Below are 18,534 nucleotides of genomic sequence, written 5' to 3' on the forward strand. Positions count from 1 at the left end.
CAATCTCACGTTAGGAAAGTTTCCTAACGGCAGGAGCATGACATGAAGCTCGCCCCCACTCGCCGTGCGGTCCTCGGCGCCGCCCTCGCCGCGGCCGTCCTCGCCGGCACCGGCGCCACCCACGCCACCGCCGCCGGCAGCGGTGTGAACCTCACCGACCCGCACAAGAAGGAGATCGCGATGGAGCTCGTCTCCAGCGCGGAGAACTCCTCGCTGGACTGGAAGGCACAGTACAAGTACATCGAGGACATCGGCGACGGCCGCGGCTACACCGCCGGGATCATCGGCTTCTGTTCCGGTACCGGCGACATGCTCGACCTGGTCAAGCACTACACCGCCCTCAAGTCCGGCAACGTGCTGGCCAAGTACCTGCCCGCGCTGGAGAAGGTCAACGGCAGCGCCTCGCACTCCGGCCTCGGCACCGCGTTCGTCAACGACTGGAAGAAGGCCGCCACCGACCCGGTCTTCCAGCAGGCCCAGAACGACGAGCGGGACCGGGTCTACTTCAACCCGTCCGTCCAGCAGGCGGAGCAGGACGGGCTGCGCGCGCTCGGCCAGTTCATCTACTACGACGCGATCGTGATGCACGGCCCGGGCAACGACAAGACCAGCTTCGGCGGCATCCGCGCCACCGCCATGAAGCACGCCAAGACCCCCGCCCAGGGCGGCAGCGAGACCACCTACCTGAACGCCTTCCTGGACGCCCGCAAGGCCGCCATGCTCACCGAGGCCGCGCACGACGACACCAGCAGGGTCGACACCGAGCAGCGGGTCTTCCTGAAGGCCGGCAACCTCGACCTCAACCCGCCGCTGCACTGGAAGACCTACGGGGACAGCTACAGCATCAACAGCTGAGCCACCAGCAGCCGGGCCGCCGGCCACTAACAGCCAGGCCGCCGGCCGCGGTTCGCGGTCCGAAGCCGTCCCGGGCGCTTATTGGTTGGGCGTTCAGCTGTTCGACCTGCTAGCGTCCGGGGCGTGGCCAAGTTGAACCAGATCATCGCCGTCGAAAAGGGCGTCAAGTCCAAGTCCTTCCAGGAGCTGACCCAGGCTCACCAGGACCTCCAGAAGCCCGCGTTGCTGGCCGGAATCGCGCGGACGTACCAGCCCAAGGACGAGGAGGGCGAGCAACTGCCGCCCGAGTCCACCCGGGTGCAGATCAAGGCCGAGGACGTGCTGCGCACCACCGCGGCCACCCTGACCCGACTGTTCGACGTGACCGCCACCAAGGACTGGGCCAACCGCAGCGCCAGCGCCGACGTGGTGGTCGACGGCCAGGTCCTGCTCGCCCAGGTCCCGGTGCCCTACCTGCTCTTCCTCGAGAAGCAGCTCACCGACCTGCACACCTTCGTGCGCAAGCTGCCGGTGCTGGACGCCTCCGAGTCCTGGAACGTGGACCCGTCCACGGACTCCTGGAAGACCGACCCGGTGCGCACCATCCGGACCAAGAAGGTGCCGCGCAACCACGTCAAGGCCGAGGCCACCGAGAAGCACCCGGCGCAGGTCGAGGTGTACTACGAGGACATCCCGGTCGGGTACTGGACCACGGTGAAGTTCTCCGGCGCGCTGCCGGCCCGGCGGGTGAACGAGCTGGCCGAGCGGGTGGAGAAGCTGCAGCAGGCGGTCAAGTTCGCCCGCGAGGAGGCCAACGGCGTCGACGTCACCGACCAGCGGGTGGGTGACGCGGTGTTCGGCTACCTGTTCAGGTAGCCCCATGATCGCCCGCCCGCGGAGTCGGGCGGGTGCGCTGAAGAGCGCAAGCTGACACTGATGTTGAAGCTGACCAAGGGTCCCAGTGGGGGTTCGAATCCCTCCCCCGGCACACTGGCCGGGGTAGCCCAAGCCTGGCAGAGGCAGCCCGATGAAACTCAGACTCTCGCTCCAGTCTCAGCATTCGCCGCCGAACGCCGGATCGACCGGGTGCGGACGAATATCGACGAATGCGGGTTCAAGTCCTGTCTGTGCCGCTCTCATGGCACGGTAGTTCAATGGTAGAACGCGTCGATTTCAATCTGATCCGCAGCCCTTAAACGTGCCGGTGTGCGCAATTGGGCGGCAAACAGGGGCCCGGGAGCTGGCTACGCTCCCGGGTCCTCTCGCTTTTCCGCGGACCTTCCCGGCTAGTAGGGAGTGCCGTTGGCGAAGTCGCCGGCGATGGTGTTCTCCACCCCGGACAGCACGCCCGAGTCGTTGACGATCAGGCCGAGTTCGCGGTTGTTGTTGAGCGAGTTGTCGGAGAAGTTCTCCGAACCGACGAAGACCTTGGCGGTGCTGGTGCCGTAGTCCGCCACGATCGCCTTGGCGTGCACGTAGAGGCCGCCGGAGGAGGAGTAGGTGACCACCGAACCGCCGGCCGTGACCACCTGGTCGAAGTAACTCCCGTACGAGCTCGGGTTCATGCCCACCACCCGGACCGTCACGCCACGGTCCGCGGCCGCCGCGACGGCGTCCACCAGCGCGCTGTCACCGAACTCCAACTCCTCCAGGTCCAGGGTGTGCTGGGCGCCGTTGATCAGCGCCAGCAGCCGGGACTGCGAGTCGGTGGGCGACCAGACCAGGTTGTCGCCGTCCGAGGGGGTGACGGAGGTCTTGGCGTAGTCGGCGTTGAAGACGCCCTCGATCGCCGCGACATCGTTCAGGTCGCTGTCGTAGACCGCGTAGTCGCGGTCGTTGGCGTAGTAGGTCGAGTCCAGGTTGCCGCTCAGGACCAGCGATTTGGCGGCATCGACGGTGATGCTCTTCTGGTGGGTGTAGACGAAGGCCGAGGAGGACCAGGTCACCCCGACGCCGCCGGACTTGAGCGTGCTGTACGCCGAGCCGTTGACCGAGGTGTGCTGCGCGTCCAGGATCACCCGTACCTTGACCCCGGCCTTGGCGCGGCTGACCAGGTCGTTGACGGCGGTGGTGTCGCGCAGCTCGTACATGGTCACGTCGATGGACTTGGTGGCCGAGGTGATGAACGCGAAGACGCTGCTGTGGCTCTGGTCGGGAAAGACGAGGAGCGAGAATCCCGTGGCGGCCTGAGCCGGCACAGCGGTGGTGGCGCACAGTGCCGCGGAGCAGACGGCGGCGGCGAGGCCGAGGAACCTGGTGGCGCGCATGGGTGTGCCCTCCCGGTACGGCTGGTGACTGGCTTTCAGCACACCACCGTGCGGCGCGGGTTCGACACCCGGCGGGAGTGACGCCTTGATGACAAGTCGGTTGCCGATGGCCTCCGTTGGTTCAGGCGTCGGGCTCCCACTCCGACCGGTAGTCCGGGTGGTCGCGGTAGGGCAGCGCCAGCAGGCGCAGGGTGGGGCACGGGTGCGGTTCGCCGAAGCAGGCCTCGCAGAACGGCTCGTCGGCCTCGGCCCGGCTACGGTCGGCGCGGACCCGGTACCCCGGCCGGTGCAGGTCGAGGATGCTGCGCAGGGCGGTCGTGGTGGCCAGCTCCTGGGCCGGGTGGTACGCCTGCTGCCACCAGGTGACCCGTTCGCCGCCCGGCTCGGGGTCCTGCCGGACCGTGCCGTCGATGGACAGGTGGATCACCCGGTCGCCCGCCGCGCGGGCCGTGCGCTCCCGGTCGGCGAGCCGCGCGAGCAGGAACTCCGAGAGTGCGTGGGCCACTTGGGGCTCCTCCGGAAGCGATGCCGAGCGGTGCGATGCCGAGCGGTGCGATGCCGAGCGGTGCGATGCCGAGCTGTGTGGTACCGAGCTGCGTGGTGTCGAGCTGTGCGGTACCGAGCGGTGCGGACCGGCGCGATGACAGCCGCCGGTCCGCACCGGCTGGTCAGGCCTTCGCGGTGTAGTCGTAGAAGCCGCGGCCGGACTTGCGGCCGAGCAGGCCGGCGTCGACCATCCGGGAGAGCAGCGGGGGAGCGGCGTACAGCGGCTCCTTGTACTCCTCGTACATCGAGTCGGCGATCGAGGCGATGGTGTCCAGGCCGATCAGGTCGCACAGCCGCAGCGGGCCCATGGGGTGGGCGCAGCCGGCCTCCATGCCCTTGTCGATGTCGGCGGCGGTGGCCACGCCCGACTCGAACATCCGGACCGCGGAGAGCAGGTACGGGACCAGCAGGGCGTTGACCACGAAACCGGCCCGGTCGCGCGCGCGGATCGGCTCCTTGCCGAGCACCTGCACGGCGAAGGCCTCGACCCGGGCGGTGGTCTCGGCGGAGGTGGTCAGGGTGGGGATCACCTCGACCAGGCGCTGCACGGGGGCCGGGTTGAAGAAGTGCAGGCCGATCACCTGCTCGGGCCGGCTGGTGGCCGCCGCGAGCTTGACGATCGGGATCGAGGAGGTGTTGGAGGCCAGCACCGCGTCCCGGCGGGTCATCACCTGGTCGAGGGTCTGGAAGATCTGGATCTTGATGTCCTCGCGCTCGGCGACCGCCTCGACCACCAGGTCGCGGTCCGCGAAGTCGGCCAGGTCGGTGGTGAAGCTGAGCCGGCCCAGCGCCTCGTCCCGCGCCTCGGGGGTGAGCTTGCCCCGCGTGACCGCGGTCTCCAGCGAGTTGGTCACCCGGGCACGGCCGAACTCCAGCGCCTCTCCGGTGGCTTCCGAGACCAGGACGTCCAGTCCGGCCCGGGCGAAGACCTCGGCGATTCCCGATCCCATGAGACCGCAGCCGACCACTCCGACGCGCGCGATGTCGCTCACTCCACTTGCCTTTCCGGGTTTCCAGCCGGGCGGGGTCGCCGCCCATGTCGATCGACCGTACTACTTGGCACCCGGAGCGGTGCCAGGTGCCCCACTCAATTGATCATTACGCCGTTCGAATGACGGCCACAGGCTCGCCCGTGTGGCCGAGCGCACCGCGGCCGGGCGGGGCGCATGCTGGCCGGGTGTACGGGGCCGAGGGGTCCGCGGAGCCGGTACGGGGTGGAGGGAGCTGCAATGCGCAGCGGCACGCTGGAGGGACAGGTGGCCCTGATCACCGGGGCCGGGCGGGGGATCGGGCGGGAGATCGCGCTCGGCCTGGCCGCCGAGGGCATGGCGGTCGGGCTGGTCGGGCGCACCCTGCAGACGCTGACCGACACCCTCAAGGCCTGCGTCAAACAGGGCGCCAAGGGCATCGCGGTGACCGCCGACGTGGCACACCCGGGCGCGGTGCGTGAGGCGGTGCGCAGCGTTGAGCGCGACCTCGGCCCGATCGACCTGCTGGTCAACAACGCGGGCCAGGTCGACCGCGCCGAGGTGCCGATCTGGGAGGTGGACCCGACCCAGTGGTGGCAGGTGCTCGAGGTCAACCTGCGCGGCCCGTTCAACCTGATGCGCAGTGTGCTGCCCGGCATGGTCGAGCGGCGGCGCGGCCGGATCCTCAACCTCAACTCCGGCTTCGCGCTGCGCCCGGACGGCCACTACACGGCCTACGCCACCTCCAAGGGCGCCCTGCTCCAGCTCTCCGACAACATCGCCGATTCGCTGGCCGCCCACCACGTGGTGGTGCTGGACATCAGCCCCGGTGCGGTGGCCACCGACATGACGGCGCGGATGCCGATGTTCGCCGACATGAAGGAGTGGAACAGCCTGCCGTACATGGTGGCGGTCGTGGTGGACACCGCGCGCGGGCGGTTCGACGCGCTGCACGGGCGGTTCGTCCACGCGGGGCGGGACGACCTGCAGCAACTGGTCGCAATGGCCGAGGAGATCAAGGCCAAGGACGCCCGCACGCTGCGGCTGCGCCCGTACGGGGAGGACGACCCGCTGCTGTGACGGGGTGACGGGGTGGCGGCGGGTCAGGAGCAGAGCTGGCTGGCCGTCACGGCGCTGAGACCGCGCTGCTGCAGCGCGGTCAGCACGGCCGGCAGCGCGTCCACCGTGCCCTGGTGCCCCATGTGCAGCGCGACGATCGAACCGGCCTTGACCGACCCGAGTATCCGGCGCTGCACCGCCTCCGCGCCGGGGTCGGCGTAGTCGCGCGGGTCCACGTTGAAGGACAGGCAGTGCTCGTAGCCGACCTTGCGGGCCTGTTCCTTGATCTGCGCGGTGGCGAACTGCGCGGCGGAGGGGCGGAACCATCGGCCGATCGAGCCGGTCAGCGCCTTCAGCCGGTCCGCGCAGCCGGCGATCTCGGCGTAGGCCTGGTCCGGGGACATCGAGGAGATGTCCAGGTGGTTCTGGGTGTGGTTGCCCAGCTCGTGGCCGCCGGCCAGGATCCGCTGGGCCATCTGCGGCTGCTGGTCCAGCCAGCTGCCGACCACCAGCACGGTGACCTTGGCGCCGTGCTGCTCGGCGGCGTCCAGCAGGGCGGTGGCCAGCTTGGGGTCGCCCTGGCCGTGGAAGGTCAGCGCCACCTGCGGGCGGTTCGCCGGGCCGTTGACCACCTCGGGCGGGGTGCCGGCGGCCAGCGGCGGCAGGACCGGGAGGGTCAGGCTCGGCGTCGGGGTCGGCGTCGGGCTGGGCGTGGCCGAGGGGGTGGCCGTGGCGCTCGGGATCATATTGGGCGTCAACGCGGTCGTGCCGGTCCCGGCGGCCGGCTGCGGCGTGGCGCCGTGCGGGCCACCGGCGCCGGTGGCGGCTTCCTGGCCGCAGCCCGCGAGCAGGCCGCCGGCCGCGGTCAGGGTGGCCAGCTGGGCGGTGGTGCGCAGAATCCTGCGGCGGTCGACACTCATCGCCGACAGCATAAATATGACGGGAGGCTGTGGCGATTCGGGCCCGCGTGTCGGACCTCGCTGGTGGACCTCGGCCGGCGGGCCGTCAGACCCGGAAGATCCCGTACGAGAACCCGGCCGCCCGGACCCTGCCCGCCGCCACCTCGACCCCTTCGACCAGCAGCGGCACCGCGTCCGACACCGAGGGCACCGCGAGCTCCGCCGGCTCCCGGCGCGGGTTCACCACCACCAGATGGGTGCCACCGCGCACGTAGGCGAACGGGTAACCGGACCCGAGCACGGTCACCTCGGCACCCGTCCCGAGCTCGGGGGTGTCGCGGCGCAGCCGGATCAGCCGGCGCACCTGGTTCAGCAGCGAGTCGGGGTCGGCCCGCTGCGCGGCGACGTCGGGCCGTGCCGGGTCCGGGTCCAGCGGCAGGTAGAGCACGCCCGGGTCGGCGGTGGAGAACCCGGCGTTCACCGAGGCGTCCCACTGCATCGGGGTCCGCGAGCCCTGCCGGGCCTCGGTGCCGAACTGGCTGCCCTCCTTCTCCGGCAGCCCGGGCACGAACCGCATGCCGATCTCGTCGCCGTAGTAGATCACCGGCAGGGTCGGCCAGCTGAGCAGGAAGGCGAAGGCACAGGCCGCCTGCTCGCGGGTGCGCGGGCCGCAGACCAGCCGGGAGAAGTCGTGGTTGGCGGTCGGCAGCGCGACCAGGCCGCGGCCGTCGATGGCGGCGTCGGCCTGCTGCCAGGCGGTCAGGAACTCCGCCGTGGAGCCGGCGCCGGCCGCGTCGAAGTAGCAGGGCTCGCCGTGTGCCCAGGAGCCCTGGCTGCCGGTGCCGTTGTCCCAGAGCGAGCGCAGACCGCGCCCGTTGAAGTGCAGGAAGAAGTCGGAGTGCAGCCCGGCGGGGACGGAACGGGCCGGATCGCCCCACTCGGCGATCAACACCCGGTCGGGATAGTGCTTGTCCAGCCAGGAGCGCATCTCGCCCCAGAGTTTGGCGGTCTCCAGCTGCCCCGGGTCGTCCTTGACCAGCGAGGCGGCCATGTCCACCCGGAAGCCCGCGACGCCGAGTTCGAACCAGTGCGCCATGATCTGGCGCAGCGCCTCCCGGTTGGCCCGCGGACCGGGGTCGTCGACCGAGCTGCGCCAGGGCTCGGCCGGGTCCGGGCGGGCGTAGCCGAAGTTGAGCGCGGGCTGGATCGGGTAGAAGTTGGCCCGGTAGAAGCCGCCGCGCCGGCCCTGGTTGGGGATCCACTCGTGCACCGGGGCGGTGATCCGGTCCGACCAGATGTAGCGGTCGTCGGCCGGGTCCTGGGCGGACTGCTGGAACCACGGGTGCCGGTGCGAGGTGTGCCCGGGCACCAGGTCGAGCAGCACCCGGATGCCGCGCTCGTCGGCCGCCGCGACCAGCGCGGCGAGGTCCGCGTTGCTGCCGTAGCGCGGGGCGATGCTCAGGTAGTCGGCCACGTCGTAGCCGGCGTCGCCGAACTCGGAGGCGAAGCACGGGCTCAGCCAGACCGCGGTGATCCCGAGCTCGGCCAGGTGGTCCAGGTGCGCCGTGATCCCGGGCAGGTCACCGATGCCGTCGCCGTTCGAGTCGGCGAAGGACTGCGGGTAGATCTGGTAGAGCACGGCCTCGGCGAGCCAACTCGGTACGGACTGACGGTCGGTCATGGGCGCGGCCTCCGTGGATCAGCTGGATCGGGATCAGGATCAGGGGGACGGTGGGGACAGCGGGGCGTACTTCGCCAGGAAGTCCAGCACGTCGCGCAGCCCGCCGTCGTCCAGCAGCAGGGCGCCGTGCCGGCTCCCGTTGTAGAGCTTGAGCACCTTGTTGCCGTCGGGGGAGGCCATGTAGAGCGTGTGGATGTTGTCCCGGAACGGCATGTCGTCCATTTCGGCGGCGAAGAACCCGGGAATCTTCAGGTTGGCCACGGCCTTGCCGGCGTCGTCGCCGTGGTAGACCACCGGGGCGCTGAGCGCGACCACGGCCTGCACCGGCAGCGCCAGCGGCTGTACGGCGGCGACCAGCGAGGCGGTGCCGCCCTTGGAGGCGCCGACCAGCACCACCCTGCTGGCGCCGCGCTGGGCCAGGTAGCGGACCACGGTCGCGATCTCACCTTGTCCGCCACCGGAGTTGAAGGCCAGGATGCCGTAGCCGGCCTTGCTGAAGTCGGCCCAGTGCGGCTGCCACTCGCACAGGTCGCCGCCGGCCTGGTGGGAGAAGACGAGCACGGTCTTGGCCGGATCGGGGCCGGGGTCGCGCAGGTAGGCGTCCAGCGAGCCGCTGTCGGTGGGCAGCGAGTAGGAGCCCTGCAGGGCCTCGTCCTGGGTGAGGCAGCCGTAGGTGGCGCTGGTCTTGCGCGGGGGTGTGGGGCTGAAGTCCGAGGACGACAGCGGCGGGGTCGGGCCCGGGTGCAAGGGGCGGGCAACGCCGTCGCCGTTGGACGGCGAGCCGCAGCCCGCCAGCAGGCCCACGGCCAGTAATACCCCGATGGTGCGCAGCATGGTGTCCCCCGTGACGACTCGGGCGCGCCGTGCTGCGCGCCCTCGTGCAGCCACGCTAGGAAGCGGCGGCGGACCGCGTCAATGGCACTGCACGCTCGGTCAGATCCGGGCGTGCGAGGCGATGTCCGCGGTGAACTCCTCGACCAGCGCCGGGGTGACCGTGGGACGGCAGCGGGCGATCGCCGCGAGGTGGTCCTCGGTGGTGGCGCCGGCGGTCTGCGGCGCGCCGGGCGCCGGACGGGCCAGGTCGCGTTCGAAGGCGGCCTGGGCGGCGCCGCGCGCGGCGTGCTCGATGTCGGCCGGGGTGAACAGCTCGCTGGCGGCGACCAGCACGTCCAGCTCCACGCCCGCCCGGTCCGCCGCGTAGCGGCGCCAGATCGCGGCCCGGGCGGCCGGGTCGGGGGTGCCGATCGGCACCGGGTAGTCGAACCGGCCGGGACGCAGGAAGGCCGGGTCGAGCGAGCGGATCGAGTTGGTGGCGCAGACCAGCACCCGCTCCAACCGGCCGACCCGGGCGAAGGCTTCGCGCAGCGCGGCGGCCAGGTTGCCCTGGTCGGCCAGCCGGGAGGGCAGCAGCTCCACGAACGGCCAGCCGAGCCGGGAGGCGATGGCTCGGGCGAAGGTGGTCTCGCCGGTGCAGCCGGCTCATGTGGAACCGCCCCTCGCGTCGGTTGGTGGCCCGACGGTAGGGGCGGGTGGCCGGGCACGGCGCGCGCCGCAGGGGACAAGCGGCGCGCCGGAACCGTACGGACCGGCGGTGGCGCTCGGCTCAGGTACGCCCGGGGTCTCGCGCAGGCCGAAGGCCTCAGGTCTCGCGCAGGCCGCTCAGATGGGCGAAGACCACCACGTTGGCGGTGTAGTCGCCGCGCTGGCGGTCGTAGGCGCCGCCACAGGTGATCAGGCGCAGCTGGGCGTCGGCGGTCTTGCCGTAGACCCGGTCGTCGGGGAAGGCGTCCTTGGCGAAGACCTCCACGCTGTCCACGGTGAAGGTGGCGGTCACGCCGTCGTCCCGGGCGATGTCCACGCTGCTGGCGGGGGTCAGTGCGCTGAGGCCCCAGAAGACGGCGGGGGCGGTCGCGGTGTCGACGTGGCCGAGCACGATCGCCGGGCCCTTGTTGCCCGGCACGGTGCCGCCCTTGTACCAGCCGACCAGGTTGGTGTCGTTCGCCGGCGGCGGGTTCAGCACGCCGTTCGGGTCCAGGTCCACCTGGGTGAAGGGGGCGTTGACGCCGATGGCGGGGATGCTGATCCGGTTGGGGTGCGCGTCGGGGACCACCACGGCGGGGGTGGTCCGCTTGGCGCCGGCGGAGGGGGAGAGCGGCGCGCTGGGGGAGGCGACGGCCTGAGCGGCGGTTGGCTGGCGCGGCGGGAGCGGGGAGCGCGGCTGCTCGGAGCGGTGGATCAGCAGCAGGCCGATCAGGCAGGCGCCCAGGGCGGCGAACAGGACGTTCCGGCGGCGCGGGCTCAGCCCAGAGCCGAGCGGCGGCGGGTCGTCGGTCGGCGGGACGGGGTTGCCCATGGACGTGCCTTTCTGCGGGAGGCCGGGGGAGCGGGGCGGGGGAGGCAGCCGCCGTGCCCCGCCGGGACGGGGCGGGGGAGGCAGCCGCCGTGCCCCGCCGGGACGGGGCGGGGCACGGCGGCTGGACGGGCTGGGCCGGGTCAGGCCGCCCGGTTGCTGGACGGCTTGCGCCGACGCAGCGCCAGCGCGCCCACGCCGAGGCCACCGGCCAGCAGCACCGCGCCGGTGGTCATGCTGGCGTCGCCGAGGGCGCCGAAGCCGCCGCCGGTGTGCACGCCGCCGTGCGGGCGCCGCTCGGCGTCGCTCCAACTCTTGTCCTTGTCGCTGGACTTGTCCTTCTCCCAGCTCTTCTCGGAGCTCTTGTCAGTGCTCTTGTCGGAGCCCTTCTCCGTGCCCTTGTCGGTGCTCTTCTCGGAGCTCTTGTCGGTGCTCTTGTCCAGGCCCTTGTCCGTGGACTTGGTCGCGTCCAGGTCGGCGGGCTTGTCCATCGGCACCGAGCTGATCGGCCGGTCGGCCGGTACGGAGGTGATCGGCCGGTCGGCGGGCACGCCGGGCGCCGTGTCGGCGAAGGCGAGGGCGGCGGGGGCCAGGCTCAGAGCGGCGGCGGTCAAGGTCGCGGCGGCAAGCCGGTGTGCACGAAGCATGAGTGGGAATCCCTTCGACGGCGCAGCCCGGACGGGCCGACAGTCGTCGGCCAGGGGGACATCCGGGGCGCCTGCTCCACCGTCGGTCGCGCAGCGCTCCGCTGCCACTACACAGCGTGCGAACGTGTGACGCCACGGCCAGTCGGCCCCGCCGGGTGCATCCTGGAGGGGGTACGTGGTGGAGGTGTTGGCGATGACAAAGACGCTGGTCGGATGGCACATCGAGGTGGAGTTCGCCGAGGAGGGCCCGCACACGACGGCGGCCGCCCTGCTCAGGCTCCCGGACGGGCGCGAGCTGCGGGCCCGCGGCGACACCAGCAGGCACCCCGCGGACCCGGAACAGCTGCGGGTGGGCGAGGAGGTCGCGACGGCCCGGGCGTTGCAGGCGCTGGCCAGGCAGCTGCTGGACAAGGCCCACACCGAGATCGACGAGATGGGAGCGGTGCCCAGCTACCCGCTGTAGTCCAGCTGCCCGCTGTGGTTCAGCTACCCCCTGTGATTCAGCTGCCCGTCGTGGCTCAGCTGATCGGACCCCGCGCGGCGGCCAGCTTGATCGCCGCGCGGATCCGGGCGTAGGTGCCGCAGCGGCAGACGTTCTGGATCTGGTCGATGTCCGCGTCGCTCGGCTGCGGGTTCTTGCGCAGCAGGGCGACCGCGGTCATGATCTGGCCGGGCTGGCAGAAGCCGCACTGCGCCACATCGCAGTCGATCCAGGCCTGTTGGACCGGGTGCAGCTGCTCGCCGGTGGCCAACCCCTCGATGGTGGTGACCTGGCGGCCCGCGCAGTCCTGCACGGCCACCGTGCACGGCTGCACCTCGGCACCGTCCAGGTGGCTGGTACAGGCCCGGCAGACGCCCACCCCGCAGCCGTACTTGGGGCCGGTGACGCCGAGCTTGTCGCGCAGCACCCAGAGCAGCGGCATGTCGCCGGGGGCGTCGACGCTGACCGGCTGTCCGTTGAGGACAAAGTTGTAGACAGGCATGGCTCGAGTCCTGACGGTGACGGCGGCCGCGAGGGCGGCGAGTTGGGCGAAGCCGAGAGTGCGTCCGTCGGGGGCCAGCACCGCGCTGTCCCGGGTGCGCAGCGAGCCGGCGGCCAGGCCCCACTGGCGGGCGGCGGCGGTGACCAGCCGGGCCCGAGCGGCGGCGGCCGCCGCCCGGACCGGGGTGTACAGCGAGCGGACCGAGTTGGAGGCGCCGGTCAGCTGGTTGAAGAGCAGCTCCGGTCGGGCGTCGCTGAGTCGGACCCCCACATCGGTGAGCCGGGCGTCCAACTCGTCGGTGGTCAGGCCCTGCCCGACCTCCAGGCGCGGGAGTTGGAGCAGCACCCGGCCGTCGGCGGTCAGCTGCAGCACCAGCAGGCTGGAGGTCGGCAGGCCGGCCAGGATCAACGCGTCGCCGAGGTCCAGCACATCGGGGATGCCCGGCAGGCTGGGAATCGCGGCCTGGGCTGACGGCTCGTCAACTGCCAGGGAGGCGCCGATCGCCAGCGTCGGGGCGGCCACCAGGTAGGTGAGGAAGCGGCGCCGATCGGGATGCGGGGTGGTGATGGGGGCGCCCCTTGCTCGTGGTGATGGTGGGGAGAAGCCGAGCATAGGGAGTGGCCGACTGACGAGTCAACATGGACATGTCTGGGTACGTTCCCTGCCCATGAGACGCTTCCCGCTGGTGGCCGTCGTCGCCACCCTTCTGCTCGCGCTGCTCGGGCCGGCCGGTACCGCCTGGGCCGCCGCGCCCGCCGGCACCGTGCACGGCGGTGCCAGCCAGCCCGTCTACTCCTATGCGCACGCCGTCCGCGAGACCGTCTGGGTCGACACCGGCCTCGACGGGGACGGCAACGGCAGGACCGACCGGGTGGCCGCCGACATCATCCGCCCGAGCGAACCGGCCGCCGCCGGCCGCAAGGTCCCGGTGATCATGGATGCCAGCCCCTACTACTCCTGCTGCGGCCGCGGTAACGAGAGCCAACTGAAGACCTACGACGCCCAGGGGCGCCCGATCCAGTTCCCGCTCTTCTACGACAACTACTTCGTCCCGCGCGGCTACGCCGTGGTGCTGGTCGACCTGGCCGGGACCAACCGCTCGGACGGCTGCGTGGACGTCGGCGGAAGGTCCGACGTGACCAGCGCCAAGGCGGTGGTCGACTGGCTCAACGGACATGCGGTCGGCCACAGTTCACGCACCGGCGGCAGCCCGGTGCCGGCCGGCTGGAGCAACGGCAGCGTCGGTATGATCGGCAAGTCCTGGGACGGCACCATCGCCAACGGGGTCGCCGCCACCGGCGTCGCCGGCCTGAAGACCGTGGTCCCGATCTCCGCGATCAGCTCCTGGTACGACTACTACCGCTCCCAGGGCGCCCCGCTCTACGGCGGCACCCCGGCCGACCTGGCCGGCTACGTCGAGGACCAGGCCACCACCGCGCGCTGCGCCGCCCAGCAGAGCGCGCTCGCGGCCGGCGCCCCCTACAGCGGGGACTGGACACCGCTGTGGCAGCAGCGCGACTACCTGGCCTCGGCGAACCAGGTGCGGGCCAGCGTCCTGCTGGTGCACGGCATGCAGGACCTCAACGTGCGGACCGTCAACTTCGGCCAGTGGTGGGACGCGTTGGCGGCGCGCGGGGTGGAGCGCAAGATCTGGCTCTCGCAGACCGGGCACGTCGACCCGTTCGACTTCCGGCGCGGCGCCTGGGTGGACACCCTGCACCGCTGGTTCGACCACTACCTGCTGGGCGTGGCCAACGGGATCGAGACCGAGCCGATGGCCGACATCGAGCGGGCCCCCGACCAGTGGACCCAGGACGCCCGATGGCCCGCGCCCGGTACCGCGCAGACCACCGTGCACCTCAACCCGGGTGCACTCGGCGGAAGTTCCAACAGCGGGACGGCCTCCTTCACCGACGACCCGAGCCGGGACGAGAACGCCTGGGCCGCCGACGCGGACCTGAGCACTCCCGACAAGACGGTGCTCAGCACCGGCGTGCTCGGCCAGGACCTGCGGCTCTCCGGCAGCGGCTCGGTCACCCTGACGGTCAGCTCCAGCACCAGCAGCGCCCACCTCAGCGCGGTGCTGGTGGACCTGGGCGCGGCCACCGTCCGCGACTACCAGGGGACCGGCGAGGGCATCAACACCCTTGGCACCCGCTCCTGCTGGGGGCAGAGCACGACCGGTGACAGCGCCTGCTTCCTGGACACCGCCGCCGCCACCGCCCAGGTGGACGCCACCGTGTTCAGCCGGGGCTGGGCCGACCTCGGCCACTACGCCTCGCTCGACCACGGCGTCGCACTCACCCCCGGCGCGCCGTACCGGATGACCGTGCACCTGGCGGCCACCGACCACGTGGTGCCCGCCGGACACCGGCTGGCGCTGATCCTGGCGGGCACCGACAACGGCCTGGTCGACCCGCCGGACACCCGCCCGACGGTCACCGTGGACCTGGCCGCCTCCTCGCTGCAGCTCCCGCTGGTGGGCGGTGCGGCCCGGCTGACCGGCGGCGGCGAGCCGGCCGCACTCCCGCACCACGTCCTGACCGGACACCAGCCCCGGCTGCTCGGCTAGTTCCCAACCGATAAGAAGAGCCGGCCCTGCTCGGCCCGGCGGCGGACCGCCGGGCCGAGCAGGGCGACCCGGCCCAGGTCGGCCAGCCGGCCGAAGGCCACCGCGTGGTACCCGGCCGGCCGCTTGCCGGCCAGGCTCAGCGCGCGCCGATTTGAGTGATCGTCACCGCGGCCACGCTCCGCGGGCCGCCCGAGCCGTCACCAGTCGGGCGCCACCAGCTCCCCGGTGCTCGCCCGGTGCACCGCGATCGCCTCCATCGGGCAGAGCTCGGCGGCCTCGACCACCGCCTCGTGCGCGTCGGTGCGCTCGCGGCGCGGGCGGGCCCGGCCGTCCTCGCCGAGCGCCAGGTCGGCGGGCGCGGTGGAGGCGCAGAGCCCGGTGCCCACACAGCGACCGCGGTCGACGGTGACCACCAGGTCCGGCCCGCCCGGGTCCGCCGCGCCCAGGTCCGCCGCGTTCGGGTCCGACGGTTCGGCGCTCACCAGGTGACCGGGAGGGACTGCGGGCTGCGGGTGAGCAGGCCTCGCCGCCAGTCGATCCCGTCCGGCGGCACGGTCAGCCGCAGCTGGGGCAGCCGTCGGGCCAGCCGGTGCAGGGCCAGCTCCAGCTCCATCCGGGCCAGCCAGGAGCCCAGGCAGTGGTGCGGGCCGGCGCCGAAGGTCAGGTGCGGGGTGCCGGGCGGCTCGAACAGCCCGGCCCGCCAGTTCTCCGGGTAGACCGCCGGGTCCTGGTTGGCGCTGACGGTGTCGGCGGCCACCACACTGCCCGCCGGGATCAGCACCCCGCCGATCTCCACGTCCTGGGTGGCCCGGCGGAGCAGCCCGGGCAGCACCTCCGCGTCGCCGAGCGGGATGCTGCGCAGCAGCTGCTCGGCCGCCACCGAGGCCTGCGCCTCGTCCCCGGCCAGCCGCTGCCAGTCGTCCCGGCCCTCGGTGAGCAGGTAGACCAGCGCGTTGCCGAGGGTGGTCATCGTGGTCTCGTGGCCGCCCACCACCAGGCCGATGGTCAGCATGACGATCTGATGCTCCGTCACCTCGGCTTCCTGGTCGGCGGCCTGGACCAGCGAGCTGACCAGGTCATCGCCCGGCTCGGCCCGGCGCTGGGCCACCAGGGCGGCTCCGAAGGCGCCGAAGTCCTGCATCGCGTCCTGGACTTGGCGCGGCGTGTAGGCGGAGGTGGCCAGCGCGTGGTCGCTCCAGTAGGCCAGCCGCTTGAGGTCGAGTCCGTCCAGGCCCATCAACCGGCTGATCACCGCCACTGGCAGCGGGCGGGTGAAGGTGGCGACAAGGTCGAGCGGCTGCTCGTCCGCTCCGGGCTGGTGGGCGTCGGTCAGCTGGTTGAGCAGGTCCTCGACCACCGAGGCGACCCAGGGCCGCCAGCGGGCGATGGCCCGGGGGGTGAAGGCGCGCTGGACGGTGCGGCGCAGCCGCTGGTGGTCGGGGCCGTCCAGGTTCAGCAGGCTCTGCGGATCGTCCAGCAGGTTCGGGTAGGGGGTGAGCGCGGGGGCGTCGGGAGCGTAGAGGTGGGCCCGGTTCAGCCGCGGGTCGGTGAGCACCTGGCGGACGTCCGCATGGCGGCGGACCAGCCAGACCGGGGTGCCGGTGCGCAGCGCGGTGAGCATCGGCGGACCGGCTTCCATGGCGCGCAGGCAGTGCAGCGGGATCAGCGGCTCGGCGCTCGGCGCGTCGCTGTGGTCGAGGGACACAGTTCCTCCTGGCGGTAGGCCTTGCTACCGACGGTAAACGGCCGATCGCCAGTCAACCAGAGGGCGTAGCCGGGAAGTTGGGGGCGTGCGCAGGAGTCGCACGTGCGCCGGGTTTGCCGCGCGCAGCCAGCGGGAGGATCGTGGAGGAAGGGCTTCGGGAGCGAGGTGCCCATGCGTGATGCGGTGATCCGGACGGCGGGGCTGACCAAGGTGTACCCGAAGTCGGAGACGCGCGCCGTGGACGGCCTGGACCTGGAGGTCCGGCACGGCGAACTGTTCGGTCTGCTCGGCCCCAACGGCGCCGGCAAGACCACCACCGTGGGCATGCTGACCACCCGGGTGGTGCCGACCGAGGGGTCCGCCTGGATCGGCGGGATCGACGTGGTGCGCCGACCGACCCTGGTCAAACAGGTGATCGCGGTGGTCTCTCAGCAGAACACCCTGGACCGCTCGCTGACCGTGCGGGAGAACCTCTACTTCCACGGCCTGCTCTTCGGCTACCCGGCCCGCGCCGCCCGCCGCACCGCCGACGAGCTGCTCGCCCGCTTCCACCTGGGCCGCTGGGCCGACGCCTCGGTCTACGCGCTCTCCGGCGGCCTGGCCCAGCGGCTGATGGTGGCCCGGGCGATCTTCCACCAGCCCGCCGTGCTCTTCCTGGACGAGCCCACCGCGGGCCTGGACCCGCAGAGCCGGCTGGCGCTCTGGGAGATCCTGGCCGGACTGATCGCCGAGGGCCAGACCATCCTGCTGACCACCCACAACATGGAGGAGGCCGACCAGCTCTGCGACCGGGTGGCGATCATCGACCACGGCCGGGTACTGGCGCTGGACACCCCGGCCGCGCTGAAACAGGCGGTGGAGGCCGACACCGTGGTCACCGTGCAGGCCTCCGGCGACCCCGCCGCGCTGGCCGAGCGGCTGGTCAGGGAGGTCGCCGGGGTCGGCCGCACCCGACTGCTGCCCGGCGGGGTGGAGCTGCAGGTCAAGGTCGGCGGCGCCGACCGGCTGCTGCCCCGGGTGCTGGGCGCGGCCGAGTCCGGCGGCTTCGAGGTGGCCGACCTGTCGGTGGCCGAGCCGACCCTGGAGACCGTCTTCATCAGCCTGACCGGGAAGGAGCTGCGGGACTGATGGCCACCGAGGAGATGCTCACCGACCAGATGCTCACCGTGCGCCCGCCGCGCTCGGCCTTCGCCGCCGCCCGCTCGGCCCTCGGCGCGCTGATCCAGCGCGACCTGCTGGTGCTGCGCAAGCACTTCGGCGAGTTCGCCGGCCGGACCATCATGCAGCCGCTGCTGCTGGTCTTCGTCTTCCTCTACGTCTTCCCGACCATCGGCCAGGGCGTCGGTGCGGGCGGCGGTACCAAGGGCGAGTCGGACTTCGCGACGGTGCTGGTGCCCGGGGTGGTGGCGGTGACCATCATGTTCCAGGGCATCCAGTCGGTGGCCATCCAGCTCTCCCAGGAGTTCGGCTACACCCGGGAGATCGAGGACCGGGTGCAGGCGCCCTGCCCGCTCTGGCTGGTCGCGGTGGCCCGGGTGCTCTCCGGCGCCACCCAGGGGATGATCTCGGCGGTGCTGGTCTTCCCGATCGCGGCGGTGGTGCACGCGCCCGGGGTGCACGCGCACCTGTCGGTGCACTGGTGGGTGGTGGTCACCCTGATCCCGCTGGCCTGCCTGGCGATGACCTCGCTCGGGCTGGTGCTCGGCACCACCTTCGAGCCGCGCAACATCGGGCTGATGTTCGGCTTCGTGGTGCTGCCGCTGGTCTTCCTCGGCGGCACCTACTACCAGTGGACCAGGCTCTCGGCGGTGCAGGTCGGCGGGTTCCCGTGGCTGCAGACGCTGGTGCTGGTGAACCCGCTGATCTACATCGCCGAGGGCATGCGGGCGGGGCTGACGGCCGCCTCGCACATGCACCTGTACGTGGTCTACCCGGTGCTGATCGGCTTCTGCGTGCTCTTCCTCAGCCTCGGGCTGCGCAACTTCAGACGGCGGGTGCTGTCCTGAGGAGGGCGGGTGCCGTC

Annotated in this window: 18 protein-coding genes and 2 pseudogenes; 7 read left to right on the forward strand and 13 right to left on the reverse strand. The window is 72.0% G+C overall.

Annotated features, from left to right (window positions below; translation table 11 throughout):
* Nucleotides 1–42 precede the first annotated feature (42 nt).
* Nucleotides 43–855, forward strand: a complete 813-nt coding sequence (locus BR98_RS34835; RefSeq protein ID WP_035851392.1) for a chitosanase — start codon at nucleotides 43–45, stop codon at nucleotides 853–855.
* A gap of 123 nt (nucleotides 856–978) precedes the next feature.
* The gene (locus BR98_RS34840; RefSeq protein WP_035851394.1) at nucleotides 979–1,710 is read left to right on the forward strand and encodes a DUF7873 family protein; all 732 of its coding nucleotides are present in this window, start codon (nucleotides 979–981) and stop codon (nucleotides 1,708–1,710) included.
* Nucleotides 1,711–2,120: 410 nt separating this feature from the next.
* On the opposite strand, the gene BR98_RS34845 is transcribed toward BR98_RS34840, so the two are convergent.
* The 3 genes from BR98_RS34845 to BR98_RS34855 all read right to left on the reverse strand — a co-directional run bounded on the left by BR98_RS34845 (nucleotide 2,121) and on the right by BR98_RS34855 (nucleotide 4,639).
* Nucleotides 2,121–3,101 carry a phospholipase D-like domain-containing protein gene (locus BR98_RS34845; RefSeq protein WP_035851397.1) on the reverse strand — a complete coding sequence of 327 codons (981 nt, stop codon included), beginning with the start codon at nucleotides 3,099–3,101 and terminating at the stop codon, nucleotides 2,121–2,123.
* A gap of 121 nt (nucleotides 3,102–3,222) precedes the next feature.
* On the reverse strand, nucleotides 3,223–3,606 hold the full coding sequence (locus tag BR98_RS34850; RefSeq protein ID WP_035851399.1) for a DUF6221 family protein: 384 nt from the start codon (nucleotides 3,604–3,606) through the stop codon (nucleotides 3,223–3,225).
* Nucleotides 3,607–3,769: 163 nt separating this feature from the next.
* Nucleotides 3,770–4,639 (reverse strand): 3-hydroxybutyryl-CoA dehydrogenase, encoded by an 870-nt coding sequence (locus BR98_RS34855; RefSeq protein ID WP_035851400.1) that lies wholly within the window; start codon nucleotides 4,637–4,639, stop codon nucleotides 3,770–3,772.
* Nucleotides 4,640–4,876: 237 nt separating this feature from the next.
* Between BR98_RS34855 and BR98_RS34860 the strand changes: the two genes are divergently transcribed.
* Nucleotides 4,877–5,695 (forward strand): SDR family NAD(P)-dependent oxidoreductase, encoded by an 819-nt coding sequence (locus BR98_RS34860; protein WP_035851402.1) that lies wholly within the window; start codon nucleotides 4,877–4,879, stop codon nucleotides 5,693–5,695.
* Nucleotides 5,696–5,718: 23 nt separating this feature from the next.
* On the opposite strand, the gene BR98_RS34865 is transcribed toward BR98_RS34860, so the two are convergent.
* The 6 genes and pseudogenes from BR98_RS34865 to BR98_RS36940 form a co-directional block, all read right to left on the reverse strand.
* Nucleotides 5,719–6,594, reverse strand: coding sequence for a polysaccharide deacetylase family protein (locus BR98_RS34865; RefSeq protein ID WP_083977761.1), 876 nt, complete (start codon nucleotides 6,592–6,594; stop codon nucleotides 5,719–5,721).
* An 85-nt stretch (nucleotides 6,595–6,679) separates the two neighbouring features.
* Nucleotides 6,680–8,254 carry an alpha-amylase family glycosyl hydrolase gene (locus BR98_RS34870; RefSeq protein WP_035851404.1) on the reverse strand — a complete coding sequence of 525 codons (1,575 nt, stop codon included), beginning with the start codon at nucleotides 8,252–8,254 and terminating at the stop codon, nucleotides 6,680–6,682.
* A gap of 39 nt (nucleotides 8,255–8,293) precedes the next feature.
* Nucleotides 8,294–9,088: a dienelactone hydrolase family protein gene (locus BR98_RS36935; protein WP_051970885.1), complete on the reverse strand. Its 795-nt coding sequence runs from the start codon at nucleotides 9,086–9,088 to the stop codon at nucleotides 8,294–8,296.
* Nucleotides 9,089–9,187: 99 nt separating this feature from the next.
* Nucleotides 9,188–9,724: pseudogene (locus BR98_RS34880) on the reverse strand (AAA family ATPase); the annotation flags it as partial.
* A 169-nt stretch (nucleotides 9,725–9,893) separates the two neighbouring features.
* Entirely contained in the window at nucleotides 9,894–10,607 is a 714-nt protein-coding gene (locus BR98_RS34885) for a class F sortase (RefSeq protein WP_083977364.1), read from the reverse strand.
* A 140-nt stretch (nucleotides 10,608–10,747) separates the two neighbouring features.
* On the reverse strand, nucleotides 10,748–11,251 hold the full coding sequence (locus tag BR98_RS36940) for a hypothetical protein (RefSeq protein ID WP_051970890.1): 504 nt from the start codon (nucleotides 11,249–11,251) through the stop codon (nucleotides 10,748–10,750).
* 193 nt (nucleotides 11,252–11,444) lie between these two features.
* Between BR98_RS36940 and BR98_RS34895 the strand changes: the two genes are divergently transcribed.
* Nucleotides 11,445–11,714, forward strand: coding sequence for a DUF1876 domain-containing protein (locus BR98_RS34895; RefSeq protein ID WP_035854914.1), 270 nt, complete (start codon nucleotides 11,445–11,447; stop codon nucleotides 11,712–11,714).
* A gap of 55 nt (nucleotides 11,715–11,769) precedes the next feature.
* On the opposite strand, the gene BR98_RS34900 is transcribed toward BR98_RS34895, so the two are convergent.
* Both BR98_RS34900 and BR98_RS39925 read right to left on the reverse strand, forming a co-directional pair.
* On the reverse strand, nucleotides 11,770–12,234 hold the full coding sequence (locus BR98_RS34900; protein WP_035854916.1) for a (2Fe-2S)-binding protein: 465 nt from the start codon (nucleotides 12,232–12,234) through the stop codon (nucleotides 11,770–11,772).
* Nucleotides 12,235–12,846: pseudogene (locus BR98_RS39925) on the reverse strand (molybdopterin cofactor-binding domain-containing protein); the annotation flags it as partial.
* A gap of 55 nt (nucleotides 12,847–12,901) precedes the next feature.
* Here BR98_RS39925 and BR98_RS34905 point away from each other — a divergent pair.
* Nucleotides 12,902–14,806, forward strand: coding sequence for a Xaa-Pro dipeptidyl-peptidase (locus BR98_RS34905; protein WP_051970892.1), 1,905 nt, complete (start codon nucleotides 12,902–12,904; stop codon nucleotides 14,804–14,806).
* 197 nt (nucleotides 14,807–15,003) lie between these two features.
* Here BR98_RS34905 and BR98_RS34910 read toward each other — a convergent pair whose 3' ends face one another.
* Complete coding sequence (locus tag BR98_RS34910) at nucleotides 15,004–15,288, reverse strand: ferredoxin (RefSeq protein WP_232247851.1); 285 nt, start codon at nucleotides 15,286–15,288, stop codon at nucleotides 15,004–15,006.
* Nucleotides 15,285–16,445 (reverse strand): cytochrome P450, encoded by a 1,161-nt coding sequence (locus BR98_RS34915; protein WP_051971261.1) that lies wholly within the window; start codon nucleotides 16,443–16,445, stop codon nucleotides 15,285–15,287. Before BR98_RS34915 ends, BR98_RS34910 begins: the two co-directional genes overlap by 4 nt.
* A gap of 237 nt (nucleotides 16,446–16,682) precedes the next feature.
* On the opposite strand from BR98_RS34915, the gene BR98_RS34920 reads away from it, so the two are divergent.
* Entirely contained in the window at nucleotides 16,683–17,639 is a 957-nt protein-coding gene (locus tag BR98_RS34920) for an ATP-binding cassette domain-containing protein (RefSeq protein ID WP_035851406.1), read from the forward strand.
* Nucleotides 17,639–18,517 carry an ABC transporter permease gene (locus BR98_RS34925; protein ID WP_083977366.1) on the forward strand — a complete coding sequence of 293 codons (879 nt, stop codon included), beginning with the start codon at nucleotides 17,639–17,641 and terminating at the stop codon, nucleotides 18,515–18,517. The genes BR98_RS34920 and BR98_RS34925 overlap by 1 nt, the downstream gene beginning before the upstream one ends.
* Nucleotides 18,518–18,534: the final 17 nt, after the last annotated feature.

Source organism: Kitasatospora azatica KCTC 9699, assembly GCF_000744785.1.
GTDB classification, from domain to species: Bacteria; Actinomycetota; Actinomycetes; order Streptomycetales; family Streptomycetaceae; genus Kitasatospora; species Kitasatospora azatica.